The 19,425-nt window shown below is 66.4% G+C and carries 16 protein-coding genes and 1 riboswitch; of the genes, 5 read left to right on the plus strand and 11 right to left on the minus strand.

The genetic code is table 11. From position 1 onward, the window contains the following. Nucleotides 1–59: 59 nt before the first annotated feature. Both DCM80_RS13735 and DCM80_RS13740 read right to left on the minus strand, forming a co-directional pair. Complete coding sequence (locus tag DCM80_RS13735; protein ID WP_257197440.1) at nucleotides 60–1,409, minus strand: MATE family efflux transporter; 1,350 nt, start codon at nucleotides 1,407–1,409, stop codon at nucleotides 60–62. A 91-nt stretch (nucleotides 1,410–1,500) separates the two neighbouring features. Further along, nucleotides 1,501–2,097, minus strand: coding sequence for a DUF2239 family protein (locus DCM80_RS13740; protein ID WP_257197441.1), 597 nt, complete (start codon nucleotides 2,095–2,097; stop codon nucleotides 1,501–1,503). Between the two features lie 165 nt (nucleotides 2,098–2,262). Here DCM80_RS13740 and DCM80_RS13745 point away from each other — a divergent pair, with 165 nt between their 5' ends. Continuing rightward, the gene (locus DCM80_RS13745; protein ID WP_257197442.1) at nucleotides 2,263–2,928 is read left to right on the plus strand and encodes a glutathione S-transferase family protein; all 666 of its coding nucleotides are present in this window, start codon (nucleotides 2,263–2,265) and stop codon (nucleotides 2,926–2,928) included. 9 nt (nucleotides 2,929–2,937) lie between these two features. Here the strand turns inward: DCM80_RS13745 and ggt are convergent, their stop codons facing one another. Continuing rightward, the gene (ggt, locus tag DCM80_RS13750) at nucleotides 2,938–4,686 is read right to left on the minus strand and encodes a gamma-glutamyltransferase (RefSeq protein ID WP_257197443.1); all 1,749 of its coding nucleotides are present in this window, start codon (nucleotides 4,684–4,686) and stop codon (nucleotides 2,938–2,940) included. Nucleotides 4,687–4,789: 103 nt separating this feature from the next. Between ggt and DCM80_RS13755 the strand changes: the two genes are divergently transcribed. Further along, a complete protein-coding gene (locus tag DCM80_RS13755; protein WP_257197444.1) occupies nucleotides 4,790–6,175 on the plus strand; it encodes an MFS transporter in 1,386 nt (461 codons plus the stop codon). Nucleotides 6,176–6,317: 142 nt separating this feature from the next. On the opposite strand, the gene purH is transcribed toward DCM80_RS13755, so the two are convergent. From purH to DCM80_RS13770, 3 genes are all read right to left on the minus strand, one after another. Beyond that, on the minus strand, nucleotides 6,318–7,910 hold the full coding sequence (purH, locus tag DCM80_RS13760; RefSeq protein WP_257197445.1) for a bifunctional phosphoribosylaminoimidazolecarboxamide formyltransferase/IMP cyclohydrolase: 1,593 nt from the start codon (nucleotides 7,908–7,910) through the stop codon (nucleotides 6,318–6,320). Between the two features lie 25 nt (nucleotides 7,911–7,935). Then, nucleotides 7,936–8,017: riboswitch (ZMP/ZTP riboswitch) on the minus strand. Nucleotides 8,018–8,074: 57 nt separating this feature from the next. After that, a complete protein-coding gene (locus DCM80_RS13765) occupies nucleotides 8,075–9,793 on the minus strand; it encodes a heparinase II/III family protein (protein ID WP_257179157.1) in 1,719 nt (572 codons plus the stop codon). A gap of 155 nt (nucleotides 9,794–9,948) precedes the next feature. Then, nucleotides 9,949–11,295: an RsmB/NOP family class I SAM-dependent RNA methyltransferase gene (locus DCM80_RS13770; RefSeq protein ID WP_257197446.1), complete on the minus strand. Its 1,347-nt coding sequence runs from the start codon at nucleotides 11,293–11,295 to the stop codon at nucleotides 9,949–9,951. A 190-nt stretch (nucleotides 11,296–11,485) separates the two neighbouring features. Here DCM80_RS13770 and DCM80_RS13775 point away from each other — a divergent pair, with 190 nt between their 5' ends. Both DCM80_RS13775 and DCM80_RS13780 read left to right on the plus strand, forming a co-directional pair. After that, entirely contained in the window at nucleotides 11,486–11,689 is a 204-nt protein-coding gene (locus tag DCM80_RS13775) for a DUF1674 domain-containing protein (protein WP_257197447.1), read from the plus strand. Between the two features lie 54 nt (nucleotides 11,690–11,743). Then, entirely contained in the window at nucleotides 11,744–12,334 is a 591-nt protein-coding gene (locus tag DCM80_RS13780) for a thermonuclease family protein (RefSeq protein ID WP_257197448.1), read from the plus strand. Nucleotides 12,335–12,388: 54 nt separating this feature from the next. Here DCM80_RS13780 and DCM80_RS13785 read toward each other — a convergent pair whose 3' ends face one another. Together DCM80_RS13785 and acs are read right to left on the minus strand one after the other, a co-directional pair. Further along, nucleotides 12,389–12,904 (minus strand): L,D-transpeptidase, encoded by a 516-nt coding sequence (locus tag DCM80_RS13785; protein WP_257197449.1) that lies wholly within the window; start codon nucleotides 12,902–12,904, stop codon nucleotides 12,389–12,391. Nucleotides 12,905–13,308: 404 nt separating this feature from the next. Beyond that, the gene (gene acs / locus DCM80_RS13790) at nucleotides 13,309–15,255 is read right to left on the minus strand and encodes an acetate--CoA ligase (protein ID WP_257197450.1); all 1,947 of its coding nucleotides are present in this window, start codon (nucleotides 15,253–15,255) and stop codon (nucleotides 13,309–13,311) included. A 402-nt stretch (nucleotides 15,256–15,657) separates the two neighbouring features. On the opposite strand from acs, the gene DCM80_RS13795 reads away from it, so the two are divergent. Beyond that, entirely contained in the window at nucleotides 15,658–16,824 is a 1,167-nt protein-coding gene (locus DCM80_RS13795; protein ID WP_257197451.1) for a DNA topoisomerase IB, read from the plus strand. Nucleotides 16,825–16,947: 123 nt separating this feature from the next. Here DCM80_RS13795 and DCM80_RS13800 read toward each other — a convergent pair whose 3' ends face one another. From DCM80_RS13800 to tsaD, 3 genes are read right to left on the minus strand one after another with little or no spacing between them, the layout of a single operon-like run. Next, a complete protein-coding gene (locus DCM80_RS13800; RefSeq protein ID WP_257197452.1) occupies nucleotides 16,948–17,361 on the minus strand; it encodes an EVE domain-containing protein in 414 nt (137 codons plus the stop codon). Nucleotides 17,362–17,363: 2 nt separating this feature from the next. Beyond that, on the minus strand, nucleotides 17,364–18,344 hold the full coding sequence (locus DCM80_RS13805; RefSeq protein ID WP_257197453.1) for an NAD(P)H-dependent glycerol-3-phosphate dehydrogenase: 981 nt from the start codon (nucleotides 18,342–18,344) through the stop codon (nucleotides 17,364–17,366). 1 nt (nucleotide 18,345) lies between these two features. Further along, entirely contained in the window at nucleotides 18,346–19,413 is a 1,068-nt protein-coding gene (tsaD, locus tag DCM80_RS13810; protein ID WP_257197940.1) for a tRNA (adenosine(37)-N6)-threonylcarbamoyltransferase complex transferase subunit TsaD, read from the minus strand. Nucleotides 19,414–19,425: the final 12 nt, after the last annotated feature.

Consider the following 19,425-nt stretch of genomic DNA (forward strand, 5'->3'; position numbering starts at 1 on the left):
TTGTGGCGCAGGGCGCGCCACAGGTCTACCGTTTAATGATGATCATAATACTTTGAGCGTCAGATCAGACGCCGGATCGCGCGCTTGCGCCAGACCGTGAGGTAATAGCCCATCTGCAAGACGAACATGGCGCAGAACACGATGGGATAGGCGGCCCATACGCCCTCAAGGCCGATCGTGCGGCTCAGGATCACCGCGGCGGGCAGCTCAATCGCGACGATGGCGAAGATCGAGAGCAGCATCGGCGTCAGCGCGACGCCCGCTGCACGCATGGCCCCGGAATACACAATGGCCAGGCCGAACGGCACCGAACTCCACAGGGCGATGTCGAGCAGGTCTTTCGCCAGATCGAGCACGGCGGCGTCGGTGATGAAGATGCCGAGGATGGCACGCGGCGCCAGATAGATCAGCGCCACCAGCCCGCCGGTCAGGACGAGGTTGAAAGCGAGCCCGGTGCGCACGATGCTGTCGAGCCGGGTTCTGTCGCCGCCGCCGACAGCCTGCGCGCCGAGGATCGAGACGGCGATCGAAATCGACATCGCCGTGAACTGCGTGTAGCCCATCACCTGGTTGACGGCGCCATAGGCCGCCGTGGCGTCCGACCCGAAGCCGTTGACCAGGCCGAGCAGGACCAGCTCCGCGATCGCCATCACCACCATGCCGATGGCGCTCGGCAATCCGATGCCGAGAATCTTGCCGAGCATGGCGCGGTTGAGCCGCAGCTGACGCAGCAGGGCCGCGTCCGGCGCGAGCGCGTGCTTCTTCCGCAGCAGATAGACCGCGAGTGCAATCAAGGTGAGCGCGTTCGCGATCGCGGCCGCCCATGCCGGGCTGGCGACGCCGGCCGGCGGCAATCCGAACGACCCGCGGATCAGCATCGGGGTCAGGATCAGGCCGATCGCAGTCGACAGCGCCAGCGCCAGCAGCGGGGTCAGTGCGTCGCCGACGCCGCGGATCATCGCCGTCATCAGCAGGAAGACGAACCCGAGCGGCATGGTGAGCAGCATGATCCGCGCATAGGTGCTGGCAGAATCGAGGATGTCCGCGGGCGTGGCGAGCGCCATCATCAATTGACGGCTGAAGAGGCCGCCGATCAGCGCAACCGAAGTGGAGAGCAGAAGGCCGATCGCGAGCGTCGCGCCTGCGATGCTTCTGATCTTGTCGGGCTCGCCCGCGCCGAAGGCCTGGCCGATCAGGACGGTCGCCCCGGTGCTGAGGCCCATGACGAAGGCGAACAGGAAGAACATCACGGGAAAGAAACCCGAGACCGCCGCCAGCGCGTCGATGCCGATCATCTGGCCGAGATAGACGTTGCTGACGGTGCCGAACAGCGATTGCAGCGCGTTGCTCAGCATCAACGGCGCGAGGAAGCGGAGGAATGTCGTCCAGAGCGGTTTTGGGGCGGACATGGATCGGCCTTTCATCAGGGCGTACGAAGCCGTTGCCGCGCAAGGTGTGCGGCTCGGCCGTCGATGGAGGTTGTGAAGAGCGCCGCGCGGTTTACGCGCGGTCGCTGTAGGCGAGCTTGACGATGTGGTCGCGGATGTCGGCCGGCCAGTCGGCGATCAGTGCGGTGAAGCGCCGCCGGTCGTCTGCGAACAGCGCCCGCGACGCTTCCTCGAACCGCGGCAGATTGCCGGCCATGGTCGACATGAAGTGATAGGCCGCATCGCGCGCCTGCCGCTCGCGGTCCTTGTCGCCGCTGGCGCGCCTCGCCTCGTCGACGAGCTTGCGCAGCGCGACCGAGGCGCCGCCCGGCTGCGCGCCGAGCCACTCCCAGTGCCGCGGCAACAGCGTCACCTCGCGCGCGACGACGCCGAGCTTGGGCCGGCCGCGCCCGCGGGGCTCGCTCGGCGGCGTGCTCTCCTCGACCGGCGGCGGGACGAGCTTGGCCAGCCGCGCCAGCACCTCGCGATCGCCGCCACGCAGATCGAAATCGATCGATCGGCCCGTGGCATCCTCGAAGATGATGATGGCTTCATCCGGCCGAGGCGCCACCCGCTTGACGACAAGCGCGACTTCGCCGGCGGGTCCGGACACCAGGCGACGTGGTCCCTGGAAGGCGGTGAAAGTCCTATGCATTGAAATCATTGCCATATTGATGAGGCCAGGACCATTTAATACCCGGGTAAATTATAAAGGTCAATATACCCGGGTGAAAATATCCGCACCCCGGCTCGACATTGCGCCCCCGGGCTGGCACCAAAAGCGCCGCCGCACGACCGCGCCTCGCCACCATGCCTAGCCCTGGGGACCTCACCGATGCTGACCGTTCATCACCTCAATAATTCCCGCTCGCAGCGCGTGCTGTGGCTGCTCGAGGAGCTGGGCGTCCCCTACGAGATCGTGCGCTACCAACGCCAGCCCGACATGCGTGCGCCGAAGGAGCTGCGCGCCATCCACCCGCTCGGCAAATCGCCCGTCGTCACCGAGAACGGCAACACCATCGCCGAGTCGGGTGCGATCATCGAATATATCCTCGCGACCTACGGCAATGGCCGACTGATTCCGCCGCCTGATACACCGGAGCGGCTGCGCTTCACCTATTGGCTGCATTATGCCGAGGGGTCGGCGATGCAGCCGCTGCTGCTGAAGCTGCTGTTCACGCTGATGCCGAAGCGCGCGCCCGCGCTGCTTCGTCCGCTGGTGCGCAAGGTCTCGAACCAGGCGCTGACCACGGTGGTCAATCCGCAGCTCAAGCAGCACATGGACTATTGGGAAGGCGAGCTTGCCAAGAGCGAATGGTTCGCCGGCAACGAATTCACCGCGGCCGACATCCAGATGAGCTTTCCGCTCGAAGCTGCGCAAGCGCGCGGCGGGCTCGAACAGGGCCATCCCAAGGCAATGGCATTCCTCGAACGCATCCACGCACGGCCGGCCTATGCGCGTGCGCTGGAAAAGGGTGGGCCGTACGAGGTGGGGCGGTAAGCGAAGCGGTTACTGGCCGGCCGCTTCTGCGCCCCGCGTGCGGGGATCGGGCGCGCCAAGCGGCCCGTTCGGCGACACGAGAATCGAATTGGCCGATGTCTGCCCCATCGGCTCGACGATCGCATGGCCTCTCGCCTTCAGTTCGAGCAGCACATCCTCGGCAAAGCCGCGCTCGATCCGCACTTCGTCGGGCAACCATTGGTGATGCAGCCGTGGCGCCGCGACGGCGGCCGCGACATCCATCTTGTAGTCCAGGACGTTCACGATCACCTGCAGCACGCTGGAAATGATGCGGCTGCCGCCGGGCGAGCCCGTCACCAGCACCGGCTTGCCGTCCTTGAGCACGATGGTCGGCGACATCGACGAGAGCGGACGTTTGCCGGGTCCTGGCAGATTGGCCTCGAAGCCGACGAGGCCGTAGGCATTGGAGGCGCCGACCGCGGCGGTGAAATCGTCGAGCTCGTTGTTGAGCAGCACGCCGGTGCCGTCGGCAACGAGGCCGACGCCGTAGCTGAAGTTCAGCGTGTAGGTGTTACTGACCGCGTTGCCGCGGGAATCCACCACGGAGAAATGCGTGGTGTTGCTGCCCTCGCGCGGCGAAGGAGCCGCGGCTGCGAGCTCTTTCGACGGCGTGGCGCGATCGACCGCGATGCCGGAGCGCAGTTTGGCGGCGTAGTCCTTCGCGGTGAGCGTCTCGATCGGTGCGTTGACGAAGGCGGGATCGCCGAGATAGCGCGCGCGGTCCGCATAGGCACGCTTCATGGCCTCAATCAAGAGATGCAGGGATGCCGGCGATCCCTGCTTCAAATCGCCAAGCTGAAAGCCCTCGAGGATGTTGAGCGTTTCCACCAAGACGGTGCCACCGGACGAGGGCAGCGGCATCGACACGATGTCGTAGCCGCGATAGGTGCCGCGCACCGGCGCGCGGATCACGGCCTGATAGGCCTTCAAATCGGCCGGCGTCATGATGCCGCCGGCATCAGTCACGGCTTTGGCGAGCTTTTCCGCGACCGGTCCCTCATAGAAGCCGCGCGGTCCCTGTGCCGCGACGGCCGACAGCGTTTCGGCAAGGTCGCCCTGCATCAACCTGTCGCCCTCGCGAAGCGGCGTGCCGTCGGCCCGCGAGAAGATCTTGGCGGTCGACGGCCAGCGTGCCAGCCGCCGGTGCCAACCCGGCAGCGTATCGGCGATGTCGTCGCTAACGACGAAACCGTCGCGAGCGAGCGCAATCGCAGGCTCGAGCAATTGCGCCAGCGTGAACCGGCCCGAGCCGTACTTCTCCAGTGCCAGATTGAGTCCCGCGACCGTGCCGGGCACGCCGATGCCAAGGGCGGAATCCCGTGACTTCGCCGGATCGGGCTTGCCGTCGGCGCCGAGAAAGATCTGCGGCGTGGTCGCCGCCGGCGCCGTCTCGCGGTAGTCGATCGTGATGTCTTCGTTGCGGTCGGCGGAATGGATCACCATGAAGCCGCCGCCGCCGATATTGCCGGCACGCGGATAGGTCACGGCCATCGCAAAGCCGGTCGCGACGGCCGCATCGACCGCATTGCCGCCGCGCCGCAGGATCTCGGCGCCGACCTGCGCGGATATCTTCTCCTGCGCGACCACCATGCCGTGTTCGGCGGCAATGGCGCGCACCGTGCCGGGCGCGGCTGGAACATAGGCCTGTCGCGCATCCTGGGCAGTCGCGGCTGCGAGACCGAACGCCAGAGCGGCTATGACGGCGAAAAATGTCCGCCGTGTCGAATATGACGACATTATCAAACTTCCGCCGGGGCTTCGGACCGGTTCACACGCCTCGCCGCAATGCTATACGGTTTGGCCCAAGAGAGGCAAAACTGTTCGTGATGAGGCCTGCGTGATGACGACGATCGCCCCGGATGCGCGCATGGCCGATGCGCCGCGGACTTATCCGCCACGCGCCGCCGTCGTCAGCTGGATCTTCTTCGATTGGGCCGCGCAGCCCTATTTCACGTTGATCACGACCTTCGTGTTCGCACCCTATTTCGCCACCAGCGTTGCGCCGAATCCCGCCACCGGCCAGTCGCTATGGGCGTTTGCGATGGCATCGGCGGGCCTTGCAATCGCGCTGCTGTCGCCGGTGTTGGGAGCCATCGCCGACGCCGCGGGCCGCAGGAAACCATGGATAGCGGGATTCGGCACCGTGCTGGTGCTGGCATCGTGCACGCTTTGGATCGGCAGGCCCGGCGATGTCGCCGTCATTCCGTTGCTGCTCACCGCGGTTGCGCTCGCCAGCGTCGGTGCCGAGTTCGCCACCGTCTTCAACAATGCGATGATGCCGACCCTGGTGCCGCCGGAGCGGATCGGCCGGCTCTCCGGCACCGGCTGGGCGACCGGCTATGTCGGCGGCATCGTCAGCCTGATCATCGTGCTCGGCCTGCTCGCCGCCAATCCCGAGACCGGCCGCACGCTGCTCGGCCTCACGCCATTGTTCGGGCTCGATCCCGTGACGCATCAGGGCGATCGCGCCGCCGGGCCGCTGACCGGGCTGTGGTTCATCATCTTCGTGACGCCGATGTTCCTGTTCACGCCGGACTATCCGGCCAAGCGCCCGCTGCGCGAGGCGCTGCGCCAGGGCCTGTCGGAGCTCAGGCAATCGATCAAGCATCTGCCGAGGCAGAAATCGCTCGCGGCATTCCTGCTCGCCAACATGATCTACACCGACGGTCTGGTGTCGCTGTTCGCCTTCGGCGGCATCTATGCCGCCGGCACTTTCGGCTGGCACACGATCCAGATCGGCACCTTCGGCATCATGCTCGCGATCGCCGGCGCATTCGGCGCATGGTTCGGCGGTAAGCTGGATGATCGTCTGGGGCCGAAGCGCGTCATTGCCGGCAGCCTGCTGCTTCTCTTGCTGTCCGTGGCGGCGATCCTGCTGGTCGACAAGGACAGCGTGTTGTTCGTCAAGGTCGCGCCGCCGCAAGCGGGCGCGGGCTTGTTCTCGAGCGCGGCCGAGCGCGCCTATCTCGTGCTGGGCTGCTTTATCGGCGCGGCCGGCGGTCCGCTCCAGGCCGCCTCCCGCACGCTGCTGATCCACCTCGCACCGAAAGACCGCATCGCGCAGTATTTTGGACTGTTCGCGCTGACCGGAAAGGTGACGTCCTTCATCGGACCGCTCCTGATCGGAATGATCACGGCGGTGACCGCGAGCCAGAAGGCCGGCATGGCCGTGCTGGTGGTGTTCTTCGTCGCAGGTCTGGGATTGTTGATGCGGGTGCGGGATTAGTCGCACGACGCGCTCTACTTTCGTCATTGCGAGGAGCGAAGCGACGAAGCAATCCAGACTGCCTCTGCGGAAAGATCCTGGATTGCTTCGCTACGCTCGCAATGACGGCCCTGATGGGATCGTCGACGTTCTTGCTAGCGGCTCAATGCCTGAAGTGCCGCGTGCCCGTGAACACCATGGCAATGCCGTGCTCGTCCGCGGCCTTGATCACCTCGTCGTCGCGCATCGAGCCGCCGGGCTGCACCACGGCGGTGGCGCCGGCCTCGATGCAGGCGAGCATGCCGTCGGCGAAGGGGAAGAAGGCATCCGACGCCACAACCGAACCCTTGGTGAGCGGCTCGGCGAGCTTCAGCTCAGCTGCCGCGTCCTGCGCCTTGCGCGCGGCGATACGGGCTGAATCCACCCGGCTCATCTGCCCCGCGCCGATGCCGACGGTGGCGAGATCCCTCGCGTAGATGATGGTGTTGGACTTGACGTGCTTGGCGACGCGGAACGCGAATTTGAGGTCGCGCATCTCGGCCTCGGTCGGCGCCCGCTTGGTCACGACCTTGAACGTCATGTCGTCGACCACGGCATTGTCGCGGCTCTGCACAAGAAGGCCGCCTGCCACCGTCTTGGCGGTGAGGCCCGGCGCACGGGGGTCGGGCAGGCTGCCGGCGAGCAGCAGGCGCAGGTTCTTCTTGCCGCCGATGATGGCGATCGCTTCCTCGGTCGCATCCGGCGCTATGATGACCTCGGTGAAGATCTTGGTGATCTCGCGCGCGGTGTCGGCGTCGAGCGGACGGTTCATCGCGATGATGCCGCCGAACGCGGACGTGGAATCGCAGGCCAGCGCCCTGCGATAAGCCTCGACGAGGTTCGATCCCTCGGCGACGCCGCAGGGGTTGGCGTGCTTGACGATGACGCAGGCCGCGGTGCGCTTGGCGTCGAACTCGCCGATGCATTCATAGGCCGCATCGGTGTCGTTGATGTTGTTGTAGGAGAGCTCCTTGCCCTGGAGCTGCCGCGCGGTCGAGACGCCCGGGCGCTTGTCCGGCGTCGCATAGAACGCCGCGGTCTGGTGCGGGTTCTCGCCATAGCGCAACGACTGGATCAACCTGCCGCCGAAGGCGCGGAAGTCGGGTGCGTCGATCTCGAGCTGCCGGTTGAACCAGTTCGAGATCGCGGCGTCATAGGCCGCGGTGCGCGCATAGGCCTTTGCCGCAAGCCGCCGGCGCAGCTTCAGCGTGGTCGCGCCGTTGTTGGCGGCGAGCTCGTCGAGCACGGCCTTGTAGTCTTCGGCCTCGACCACGACGGCGACGTCGTCGTGGTTCTTGGCGGCGGCGCGGATCATGGCGGGGCCGCCGATGTCGATGTTCTCGATGCAATCCTCGAAGCCCGCACCTTTGTCGACAGTCGCTTCGAACGGATAGAGGTTGACGACGAGCAGGTCGATCGGCGCGATGCCGTGGGCCTTCATCGCCTCCGCATGCTCCTTGTTGTCGCGGATCGCGAGCAGGCCGCCATGCACCTTCGGATGCAGCGTCTTGACGCGGCCGTCCATCATCTCGGGGAAGCCGGTCAGGTCGGAGACGTCCTTCACCTTGAGACCGGCCGCGGCGATCGCCTTCGCGGTGCCGCCGGTCGAGACCAGCTCGACGTCATGCGCGGCCAGCGCCTTGGCGAACTCGATCAGGCCGGACTTGTCGGAGACGGAGAGAAGGGCGCGGGTGACGCGGCGGGGACGGTCAGTCATGAGCAAGATCCTCTGTCTTAAGGAGTGTCTATGCCCAGGCGCGCGGCGGCTACGGCCCGCGCTTCCCGATGGTGCTCCATCCCAGGTCGCCAGTCGCGCGAGCGAGGGCTCGATAGCAGTTTTCGGCTGTTTTCACAACGACCGGATCGGGCTGAATCGCACGTTTACAGCGGTAGTTCCGGCTCGCGCCGCGCATTTCTCCGGGCGTTGGTGACCGCCGGTGAGGCGGTGGACCGCACAAAGCTCCAGCGGATCGAGGGCGCCTGCCGCGCATCCTGCCGGATCACGATCTGCGCGGTGCGGCGGGGGCCGTCATTGCCGGCCAGGAACACGCTGTCCTCGAGATCGACCTTGTCGTCCAACGCTTCAAAGGTCCAGACGTCGCGGTTCGGCAGCACCAGCATGACGCCGCGGGCGTCCGACAGCCGACTGGCCTTCACGGCCGGATGCAGATGGAAGCGCAGCGCGAAATCGGCATCCGCGCCCTTGAAGCGTCCGCCTTGCGGCGGCGACAGCGTGTCCTCGCCGTCGATGCGCGCGCCGTCATTGGCGATCATCAGCACGCGGCGGTGGATCGCGCCGAACTTGGCGAGGTAACCGTCATGCGACGTCGTCAGCAGCGTGCCGTTCTGCACGATCTCGCGATAGCTCTCGACCTCGACGGGTCCGCTGGTGACGGGTGAGCCGTGCAGCAGCCGCTTCATCGCCGACATCTCGACGAACTGACAGGACGAGGTGTCGTGGTAGGTCAGGGTGGAATGGGCTGCGGTGCCGCGTGCGAACGGTCGCCAATTGTCGCGTCCCGTGGTCGGCATGCCGCAATTGGTGACGATGCGGCTGATGCCGGAGGACAGCTCGAACGACAGGCAGCCGGCATGGGCGTCGTGACTGACGCTGGCCGGCGGCGGCGGGCCGGTGTCGATGATCACAGTGGTCTGGCCGGCATCGAGGCGCTGAAAGCCGGTATGCGGCATGTTGGCCATCGGCGCGCCGTGAGTGTCGTCATAGGCGAGCAGCGTGGCGAGCAGGTCCGAAGATGTCGCGCTCATGCCGTTGAACAGCGCGAAATTGCCGTCGCCGTGCCGGAAGAAGCGCAGCATCGGCATCATGCGGTCGATCGCATTCAGCAGCGCCGGCGGCGGCGCGATGTTGCGCGCGGCGAAGGTCTGCCGCAGCGGCAAGAGGTCGATCAGAAGCTCGATCAGCGCGCCCGGATTGCGGGAGATGTGGCCGCCATCGGGCAGGATCTGCCGCTGCAACTCGTCCGACAGCTTCTTCGATGCGCTGCGGATGTGCCGCGTCTGGTTGGCAAGGCACAGCGCCGCATAACACAGCGCGATCAGCACCTGGAGCTTCGGCACTCCGTCCGGAATGTCGACCATGGTGTAGCGCAGGAAGCGGATCTCGCGGGCGAGTGCGCGCAAGTAACGGCGGTAGAATTTGTTGTCGGTCTCGCTCAGCACCAGCGGTGCCTGCGACAGCAGCGAGATCACGCGCCTCGCCAGCACGTCGGCGCGCCGCGCGACCGGGCGTCGCTTGTTGGCGGGGTTGGCGATCCAGTCCTCGATCAGAGCGCGCGCATTCGCCCGTGTCAGCGCGGTGTCGGCGGCGCGCAGATGGCGCAGCCAGCCGAAGCCGAGCAGCGCAACCTCCCAGTCCTCCGACGGCGGCTCGAGATCGAAGATCGAGCGGCCGTGGCAATTGACGATCTTGCCGGCGAAGACGAAGCGGCCGGCATAGATCTCGGCGGCGCGGGTCGCATCCGCGGTGCGCAGATCGTGCGGCGCGATGATCAGCCGGTCGGTGCGGCTGGGCCAGACCCGCGACAGCGCAACCGAGCCGCCGCTCGCGCGCGCAAGCATGTTCCGCGCGAAGCGGTTCATGACCAGCGTCGAGATATGTCTGCGTTGAGCGACCGACACGCCGTGCCTTGAAGGGGGAGAGAATTAGCGACGAATCCCTATTAATCCCAAAATCGGCCGTCTGACACCACCTTGAACGGCGCGAATCAGCGCCGGTCGCAAAATCCAGTGCAAAATCAGGATTTAACCAGCCGGGCCGCGAAAAATCCGTCGAGTCCGCCGAGCTTGGGATCGGCATGCGGCAGGTGGCAGGGCAGGGTGCGCAGATCGCCCTCCGGGTTGAGGATTTCGTCGAGGCCCGCGACCTCCGCCGCCGCGATCGGGACGCGGCGAAGCGCCGGCTCGGCCGCCAGCAGCGTTGCCACGGCCTGCTCGCCTTCTTCGGGTTCCAGCGAACAGGTGCAGTAGATCAGCGTGCCGCCCGGCTTGAGCAGCGACACCGATTTTCGTAGCAGTCGTTGCTGGAGCGCGGTCAGGGGCGCGATGTCGGATTCCTGCCGCAGCCAGGCCACGTCGGGATGGCGGCGGATCGTGCCGGTCGAGGTGCAGGGCGCATCGATCAGGACACCGTCGAAGCCCTCGGCCGGGCCGGCCCATTCCAGGGCGTCGGCGACGACGGTCTCGGCCTGGAGCGACAGCCGCGCCAGGTTTTCGCGCAGTCGTGCCACCCGGGCCGGCGAGCGGTCGATCGCCGTGACCTGCGCGCCCGCCAGCGCCAGTTGTGCGGTCTTGCCGCCAGGGGCGGCGCAGAGATCTGCAATGGACTTGCCATTGACGTCGCCGAACAGCCGGGCCGGCAGTGCGGCGGCGGCGTCCTGCACCCACCATTGTCCCTCGGTGAAGCCGGGCAGCATCGTCACCGAGCCGTGCAGCAGCATCCGTACCGTCCCGGTCGGCAGCATCTCGCCGTGCAGGCGGCTCGCCCATTGCGCGGGATCCGACTTCACGGTGAGATCGAGCGAGGGCTCGTGGCCGAGCGCCAGCGCCATCTCGCGTGCGGTCGCGTCGTCATAATGCGCGCTCCAGCGCGCGAGCAGCCATGGCGGAAGGTCGAGCGATTGCGTGGCGACCTCCTCGACCAGCGCCTTGCCCTCGCGCGCGCAGCGGCGCAGCACGGCATTGACGAGGCCGGCATAGCGCGCGGCACGGCGGTCGGATTGCACCAGGCGAACGGAGAGATCGACGGCGGCGTGATCCGGCACGTCCATCCAGAGGATCTGCGCCGCGCCGATCAGCAGCGCGCTCTGCGCGCGCGGCGCGTCGGAAGGAATGCCCTTGTCGAGCAGGCGCGACAGCACATGGCCGAGCGTGCCGAGCCGGCGCAGCACGGTGGCAACCAGCCGCCGCATCAACGCCCGGTCGCGGTCGGCCAGCGACTTCAGTCCGGGATGGGCACCGCTGCCGTCGAGCTGGTCGTCGAGCGTGCGGCGCTTGTGCAGCACGCCGTCGACGATGTCGGCGGCAATCCGACGTGCCGCAAGGCCTGGCACTTCGGGCGGAGGAGCAAAACGTTGAGAGGGCATGCGGAAGCAAGGTTCTGAGCGAGCGGCAGTTCCGCCGCGATGGGCGCATGCCTTGAGAAGGCGATCTCTGGCACGCGAATATGCCAAATGTAAGAATCGCTTCCGGCTTTTTCAGCCCTTTCGGGCCTGATTTCAGGAATGCGTTATTGCACGTCGCATTGCGGCCCGTCCTGCGCTAGAAGACCGGACGATGAGTGACCAGCCTCCTGTTCCCGATCGCAAGCCGCTCACGCCGGCAGCCCAGCGCGCGCTGGCCGAAGCCGAGGCACGCCGGCAGGCTGCTGCCGCGGAAGCCGGCAGCGAGGCCAAGGCGAAGGAATTGCAGGGGCCGAAAGGACCCGAACCCACACGTTATGGCGATTGGGAGCGCAAGGGTATCGCTTCGGACTTCTGAGGCGACGTCTCTCGCTCTTGCCGGTTCAGCCGACTCAGTCCTAGCGTGCGCGGGATGTCGCGCTTCGATCCCAACCATTCCTACCGACCCTCTTACAGCGGCTCGCCGTTGGGCCGCCGCTTCTCCGGTTTGCTGCCGTGGATGTTCGTCGTCGGCATCGTGACGGCGATCGTGCTGGGCTACCGTCATGGAACGACGTGGCCGATTCCACATGCGGATGATGGGCAGACGCGCGATGCTGAGATCATCCTGCAGCACTCCAGCAATTCCGATCTGCGTCAGCCGGTCGATGTTGTCAGGACCGTGGACGGCGATACTTTCCTTGCGCGTGTGCACCAGCCCAACGGCCGCGATCTCGTAGCGCGCGTTCGCCTGCGCGGCATCGATGCACCCGAGATCAAGGCATCCTGCCAGGCCGAACTCGACAAGGCCGAGGCCGCGAGCGATGCGTTGCGCAATCTGCTCGGCCAGGGCGGCGTTACGATCTTCAATCTCGGCCAGGACAAATATGGCCGCGTGCTCGCCGACGTCGCGACGCGGCGGACTGCGAACGTTTCCGCGGCGTTGCTCGCCGGCGGCTTCGTGCGCAGCTACAACGGCGGCCATCGCGACGGCTGGTGCGCACGCGGCTGGCGATTCTGGTAACAAAAAAGCCGCGTCCGAAGACGCGGCTCGTTGTTGTCGCGGCCGATTGCGGGATCAGCGTGTCACGACCACCGTCGTGCCGACGGAGACGCGTCCATAGAGATCGGAGATGTCGTCGTTGAGCATGCGGATGCAGCCATAGGAGACGAAGCCGCCGATCGAGCCCGGCACGTTGGTGCCGTGGATGGCGTATTCGCCGCCGGCCAGCGTCATCGCCGCGACGCCCATCGGGTTACGCGGCGAGCCACCGGGAATCATGTCGGGAATGTTGGGCTTGTCGCGCTTGACCTCGGCCGGCGGCGCCCAGGCCGGGTTGCGATACTTGCCGTCGATGCGAGTGGTGCCGGCCCATTGCTTGCCGGACTTGCCGACGCCGACCGGATAGCGCACGGCGTGGCCGTTATCGAGAATGAGATAGAGCCGCCGCTCGCTGGTTTTGACCACGATGGTGCCCGGCGAATAATCGGCCAGGTGCGTCCCAACCAGCTCCGGCCGCGCCTGCGCCGCCGTCGACATCAAAACCCCAGCCCCGATGGTGGCAGCCAGCGCCGCCGCAATCCTCATCGACATCGATGCTTCCCCTTGCCCCAAACGAATCGTCCAAAATGACGCAGAACCCGGAAATAGCTGCGGACCCGGACATTCTTGATCGCGCCCGTTAACCGGATGGTTTCCACGCGCGGCCGCCAAGGGTCGTCAGCAGGGGAAACAAAGGAAATGTTCGAAATAAAGTAAATGACCTGAAAACAACACTCGGCGGGAAATATGCGCTGCGCGCTGACAAGCGCGTGAGGGCTGTGAACGGCTGTTGGTTGGAGGCGAGCTCAACACCCGCTCTCGTGTCCCGGACAAGCGCAGCGAAGCGGAGCGCAGAGCCGGGACCCAGTTCTTCACGTTTGGATGGATAGATGGACCCCCGCTCTGCAGCGCACCGCCAAAGAGGCGCTGCGCTGCGTCCGAGGCACGGGCCTGCCTTACGCCGGCTTCCGGTTCTGCCGGTTCTTGACGAGGTCGTCGACCACGGCGGGATCGGCCAGGGTCGAGGTGTCGCCCAGGCTGCCCGGCTCGTCCTCGGCGATCTTGCGCAGGATGCGGCGCATGATCTTGCCGGAGCGGGTCTTGGGCAGGCCCGGCGCGAACTGGATCTGGTCGGGCGAGGCGATCGGGCCGATCTCCTTGCGCACCCAAGTGACGAGCTCCTTGCGCAGATCCTCGGTCGGCTCGATGCCGGCCATCAGGGTGACATAGGCGTAGATGCCCTGGCCCTTGATGTCGTGCGGGAAGCCGACCACCGCGGCCTCCGAGACCTTCTCATGCGCCACCAGCGCGCTCTCGACTTCCGCGGTGCCCATGCGATGTCCGGAGACGTTGATGACGTCGTCGACGCGACCGGTGATCCAGTAATAGCCGTCGGCGTCGCGGCGGCAGCCGTCGCCGGTGAAGTACTTGCCCTTGTAGGTCGAGAAATAGGTCTGCTCGAAGCGGGCATGGTCGCCGTAGACGGTGCGCATCTGGCCCGGCCACGAGCGGGTGAGGCAGAGATTGCCCGAGGTTTCGCCCTCCAGCACCTTGCCGTCGGCATCGACGATCTCCGGCACCACGCCAAAGAACGGCTGGGTCGCCGAGCCGGGCTTGAGCTTGGTCGCGCCCGGCAGCGGCGTGATCAGGATGCCGCCCGTCTCGGTCTGCCACCAGGTGTCGACGATCGGGCAGCGGTCGTCGCCGACGACGCGGTGATACCATTCCCATGCTTCCGGATTGATGGGCTCGCCGACCGAGCCGAGCAGGCGCAGGCTCGCGCGCGAGGTCTTCTTCACCGGCTCGTCGCCCGACTGCATCAGCGCGCGGATCGCGGTCGGCGCGGTGTAGAAGATGTTGACCTTGTGCTTGTCGATGACGTTCCAGAATCTCGAATTGTCCGGGTAATTCGGCACGCCTTCGAACATCAGCGTGGTCGCGCCGTTCGCGAGCGGCCCGTAGAGGATGTAGCTGTGGCCGGTGACCCAGCCGACATCCGCGGTGCACCAGTAGATGTCGCCCTCGTGATAGTCGAAGACGTATTGATGCGTCATCGAGGCGAACACGAGATAGCCGGCGGAGGTGTGCAGCACACCCTTGGGCTGGCCGGTAGAGCCCGACGTGTAGAGGATGAACAGCGGGTCCTCGGCGTGCATGTGCTCGACCGGGCATTCCGTCGTCACCATGGCCGCCGCCTCGTGATACCAGAGGTCGCGCGTCGGATTCATGTCGATCTTGCCGCCGGTGCGCTTGACCACGACGACCCAGTCGACGCCGTCGGCCTTGGCGAGCGCTGCGTCGACATTGGCCTTCAGCGGCACCTTCTTGCCGCCGCGCAGGCCTTCGTCCGCGGTGATGATGACCTTGGATTTGCAGTCGTTGATGCGCTGGGCGAGGCTGTCCGGCGAGAAGCCCGCGAACACCACGGAGTGGATCGCACCGATGCGCGCGCAGGCGAGCATCGCATAGGCCGCTTCCGGAATCATCGGCAGGTAGATGGTGACGCGGTCGCCTTTCCCGACATTGCGGGTGCGCAGGATGTTGGCCATCCGGCAGACCTCGTCATGCAGCTCCTGGTAGGTGATGTGCTTGGACTGCGAGGGATCGTCGCCTTCCCAGATGATCGCGGTCTGGTTGCCGCGCTTGGCGAGATGCCGGTCGATGCAATTGTGGGCGACGTTGAGGATGCCGTCCTCGAACCACTTGATCGAGATGTTACCGGGTGCGAACGAGACGTTCTCGATCTTCGTCGGTGCGTGCATCCAGTCGATGCGCTTGGCCTGCTCCGCCCAGAAACCGTTCGGGTCCGAGATCGAGCGAGCGTACATCTCCTTGTACTTGGCCTGATCGACCCAGGCGCGCTTTGCCCACTCCGCAGGGACGTCGTAGATCTTCTCGGACATGCTTTCCCTCCACATACGGCAGGCCGAACGCTAGCGACCGGCGAGCCGACTTGATCATTGACTGATTATGCGTCGGGCTAACCGGACCCGACAAGGAGCACAAGCTGTACCTTCGGCGGGCTGCCCGCCATGCGGAGGATCAAGCCCACCTGCGGTAGCTGTCGCAGATCTGAAACAGGCCCCACGGGCGGCGTTCAGGCTTTGACCCGACCCTAAGGAATGGGCCGGTGCAGAGCGCCCATGCGACGCAGCCGGTATTTGGCAACCTCCTGTCACCGATTCGGGACTCGCAATGCGGTTCGGAACACCCTAAATGGCCAACCCGGGTTCGAAGAGACCCTTCGGAACAAAAATCAGAATTGCGGCATTGACCGATAACAGACAGGGCTAAGGCATAAGACTATGATGGATCAGCAGAATCTCGGGACGATACGGCCCGCTTCAGCCGATCCTGCGGCCATTGCGCTGGCCAAGGCCCTCGGACAATGGCCCAAATCGGCCCCTTTCAGGCGTCCCAGCCCCAAAAAGACCTTTGACGCGGCGCCAGCGACGGTCGAAGCGCTTGCCAAGGAGCTCGGCCTTCGGCTCGGCGACCAGAACGAGCTGACCATTCGCCGCATCAGGCGCGGCAAGGGCTATTCCTTCGTCCGTCCCAACGGCGCCCACATCCGCGACGCCCGCACCATCCGTCGGCTGCACGCCATGGCGGTGCCGCCGGCCTATCGCGAGGTGCGCTACTCGGCCGATCCGAGTTCGCATCTTCAGGCCGTGGGCCGTGATGCCGCGGGCCGGCTGCAATATCGCTATCACGCCGATTGGGAGAAGGTCCGCGAGCATCGCAAGGCGCATCGCCTGGAAAAGCTCGTCGGCGCGCTGCCCAAGATCCGGCGCAAGGTCTCGGCGTTCCTGTCGGGCGACGCGCCGACGCGCGAGTTCGCGCTCTCGGCCGTGATCGAGCTGATCGCGCGCACCGCGATCCGCCCCGGCAACGAATCCTACGCCCGCCTCAACGGCACCCGCGGCGCCACCACGCTGCTGAAGTCCAACGTCACGCTGGAAGACGATTGCTTCGTGCTGACCTTCAAAGCGAAGGGCGGCAAGGCGGTGCGCAAGGAATGCGACGCGGCCAAGCTGGTGCGCGCCATCGGCATCTTGCAGGGCGTCCCCGGCAAACGCATGTTCCAGTATCGCGACGCCAACGGCATCGTGCGCGCGGTCAGCACCACGCAGGTGAATGCGTTCCTGCGCGAGATCGCCGGCATCAAGATCTCGCTCAAGGATTTTCGCACGCTGATGGCCTCTGCCGTGGTCGTCGAATCCTTGTCACGCATCACGCCGGCGACCAGCCAGCGCGGCCGCAACAAGCAGGTGCTGGACGCGATCCGCGCCGCCGCCGACAAGCTCTCCAACACGCCGGCGATCTGCCGCAAGAGCTACGTCCACGACACTATCGTCACCGCCTTCGAGGAGGGCATCCTCGAACGCTTTGCCGCGACCATGAAGGGCCAGCGCTCCCAGGCGCGGCGCGAGCAGCTGCTGGCGCAAGTGGTGGCGACCGCGGCGGTGTAACGCCGGTGCCGTAGAATGGGCAAAGCGAAGCGTGCCCACCATTTCTAACCAATATCGAGAGAATTCGTGGGCACGGCGCGGAGTGCGCCTTTGCACACCCTACGAGAGCTATACGTGCGGCGACTAAACCCCGCCCATCTTGCAGACGAGCTTCCACTCCTCCGCCGTCACCGGCTGCACCGAGAGGCGCGAATATTTCACCAGTGCCATGTCCGCAAGCTTCTTCTCGGCCTTGATCGCGGCCATCGTCACCGGATTCTTCAAGGGCTTGTCGGCCTTGATGTCGACGCAGACGAATTTGCCGGTCTTGTCGGTCGGATCGGGATAGGCCTCCTTGATGACCTCCGCGATGCCGACGATCTCCTTGCCCTCGTTCGAATGATAATAGAACGCCTTGTCGCCCTTCTTCATGGCGACGAGGTTCTGGCGCGCGGTGTAATTGCGTACGCCGGTCCAAGCCTCGCCCTTGGCGCCCTTCGCCACCTGCTGGTCCCAGGACCACACCGACGGTTCGGATTTCACCAGCCAGTACGCCATGTTCATTCCTCAGACTTGAAGGGGCGCGTCAGCAGCCCCGAAATCGCCGCGTCGATCGTGCTCCGGCCGCTCAGGATCGACGCGACCGCTTCCGAGACCGGCATTTCGATGTTTCGCGAAGCTGCGAGCTCGATCAAGACCGGCGCGGTGAACTCGCCCTCGGCGAGCTTGCCGGCGGGCGACGGCTCGCCGCGTCCGAGCGCGAGCCCCAGCGCGAAGTTGCGCGATTGCGGGCTCGCGCAGGTCAGGATGAGGTCGCCGAGACCGGAGAGTCCCGCGAGCGTCTCGCTGCGTGCCCCGAGCGCGCGGCCGAGGCGGGTCAGCTCGGCAAAGCCGCGCGTCGTCAGCGCGGCCTGGGCGGAGGCGCCGAGCTTGCGCCCGACCGCGATGCCGACTGCGATCGCCAGCACGTTCTTGGCGGCGCCGCCGATCTCGACGCCGCGGATGTCGGTGGAGTGATAGGGGCGGAATGTCGGCGAGCCCAGTGCCTGCACCAGCGCGCTCGCCAGCCGCTCATCGCCGGCCGCCAGCGTCACCGCGGTCGGCAGGCCCCGCGCGACGTCGTCGGCGAAGCTCGGTCCCGACAGGATCGCCGGCTGCGCGCTGGGGGCGGCTTCCGCAATCACGTCGGTCATGAATTTATGGGTGCCGTGCTCGATGCCCTTGGCGCACGCCACGATCGGCGCGGGCCTTGTCAGATGCGAGGCCAGCATGTTGACCGCGCCGCGCAGATGCTGCGCCGGCGTCGCGATCAGCAGCATGTCGGCGCGCGCAGCGAGCGTCAGGTCGCTCGTGACCAAGATCTCAGGAGCGATGCGCACGCCGGGCAGCCGCGGATTGTCGCGGGTCGATGCGATCCGCGCGGCATGTTCGGCATTGCGCGCCCACAGCGTCACGGCGCGCCCGGCCCGTGCGGCCACGGTCGCCAGCGCCGTGCCCCAGGCGCCCGCGCCGATCACCGCGACGGATTGGAGCGCGGTCATTCTAGTATCCCGCCCGCGTCTTGCCGTAGCCTGCCGGCGCCGTCGCGTTGGCGTCGAGCAGCCAGCGCGCCCGCGGCTGCGCGTCCATCGTGTCGGTCATGCCGAGCGCGAGGCGCTCGGCGCCGGCCCAGGCGATCATCGCGCCGTTGTCGGTACAGAGCGCGGGGGGCGGCATGATCAATTGCGTCCCGGCTTGCCGTGCGACCTCGTCGAGGGCGCCGCGGATCGCCTGATTGGCGGCGACGCCGCCGGCGGCCACGAGCGCGCAGGGCGCGCCGAATTTCTCGCGGAACAGTCTCAAGCCAACGTTCAACCGGTCGGCCGTCGATTCGAGCACCGCAGCCTGAAAGCTCGCGCAGAGATCGCCGATGTCCTGCGGCGTGATCTCGGGCAACCGGCTCGCTTCGGTGCGCACCGCCGTTTTCAAGCCCGACAGCGAGAAGTTCGCATCGGGTCTGCCTTGCATCGGCCGCGGGAACGCAAAGCGCGTGGCATCGCCGCTCGCCGCCGCGCGCTCGACCTGCGGGCCGCCGGGATAGGGCAAGCCCAGCATCTTCGCGACCTTGTCGAAGGCCTCGCCGATCGCGTCGTCGACGGTGGTGCCGAGCCGCACATATTGGCCGACGCCGGTGACGGCGACGATCTGGGTGTGGCCGCCGGAGGCGAGAAACAGGCAATAGGGAAACGCGATGCCATCGGTGAGGCGCGGCGTCAGCGCATGCGCCTCCAGATGGTTCACTGCGACCAGCGGCGTGTCGTGCACCATCGCGATCGCCTTCGCGGTGGTGAGGCCGACGATGACGCCGCCGATCAGGCCCGGCCCCGCGGCGGCCGCGACGCCGCCGAGCTCGCCGAAGCCGATGCCGGCCTCGCGCATGGCGCGATCGACGATGCCGTCGAGCAGGTCGACATGGGCGCGGGCGGCGATCTCCGGCACCACGCCGCCGAAGCGGGCGTGCTCCTCGATCTGCGACCGGACGATGTTGGACAGGATCCTGCCGCTGCCGTCAGAGGCGCGTTCGATCACCGCCGCGGCGGTCTCGTCGCAGGTGGTTTCGATGCCCAGCACCAGCATTGGCGA

The sequence above is a fragment of the Bradyrhizobium sp. WBOS08 genome, assembly GCF_024585125.1.
In the GTDB taxonomy this organism is placed as follows: domain Bacteria; phylum Pseudomonadota; class Alphaproteobacteria; order Rhizobiales; family Xanthobacteraceae; genus Bradyrhizobium; species Bradyrhizobium japonicum_B.

Coding starts and splice junctions, on each gene's coding strand:
- DCM80_RS13735 (WP_257197440.1), bottom strand. CDS start 1,409: ATGTCCGCCCCAAAACCGCTCTGGACGACATTCCTCCGCTTCCTCGCG.
- DCM80_RS13740 (WP_257197441.1), bottom strand. CDS start 2,097: ATGGCAATGATTTCAATGCATAGGACTTTCACCGCCTTCCAGGGACCA.
- DCM80_RS13745 (WP_257197442.1), top strand. CDS start 2,263: ATGCTGACCGTTCATCACCTCAATAATTCCCGCTCGCAGCGCGTGCTG.
- ggt (WP_257197443.1), bottom strand. CDS start 4,686: ATGTCGTCATATTCGACACGGCGGACATTTTTCGCCGTCATAGCCGCT.
- DCM80_RS13755 (WP_257197444.1), top strand. CDS start 4,790: ATGACGACGATCGCCCCGGATGCGCGCATGGCCGATGCGCCGCGGACT.
- purH (WP_257197445.1), bottom strand. CDS start 7,910: ATGACTGACCGTCCCCGCCGCGTCACCCGCGCCCTTCTCTCCGTCTCC.
- DCM80_RS13765 (WP_257179157.1), bottom strand. CDS start 9,793: ATGAACCGCTTCGCGCGGAACATGCTTGCGCGCGCGAGCGGCGGCTCG.
- DCM80_RS13770 (WP_257197446.1), bottom strand. CDS start 11,295: ATGCCCTCTCAACGTTTTGCTCCTCCGCCCGAAGTGCCAGGCCTTGCG.
- DCM80_RS13775 (WP_257197447.1), top strand. CDS start 11,486: ATGAGTGACCAGCCTCCTGTTCCCGATCGCAAGCCGCTCACGCCGGCA.
- DCM80_RS13780 (WP_257197448.1), top strand. CDS start 11,744: ATGTCGCGCTTCGATCCCAACCATTCCTACCGACCCTCTTACAGCGGC.
- DCM80_RS13785 (WP_257197449.1), bottom strand. CDS start 12,904: ATGTCGATGAGGATTGCGGCGGCGCTGGCTGCCACCATCGGGGCTGGG.
- acs (WP_257197450.1), bottom strand. CDS start 15,255: ATGTCCGAGAAGATCTACGACGTCCCTGCGGAGTGGGCAAAGCGCGCC.
- DCM80_RS13795 (WP_257197451.1), top strand. CDS start 15,658: ATGATGGATCAGCAGAATCTCGGGACGATACGGCCCGCTTCAGCCGAT.
- DCM80_RS13800 (WP_257197452.1), bottom strand. CDS start 17,361: ATGGCGTACTGGCTGGTGAAATCCGAACCGTCGGTGTGGTCCTGGGAC.
- DCM80_RS13805 (WP_257197453.1), bottom strand. CDS start 18,344: ATGACCGCGCTCCAATCCGTCGCGGTGATCGGCGCGGGCGCCTGGGGC.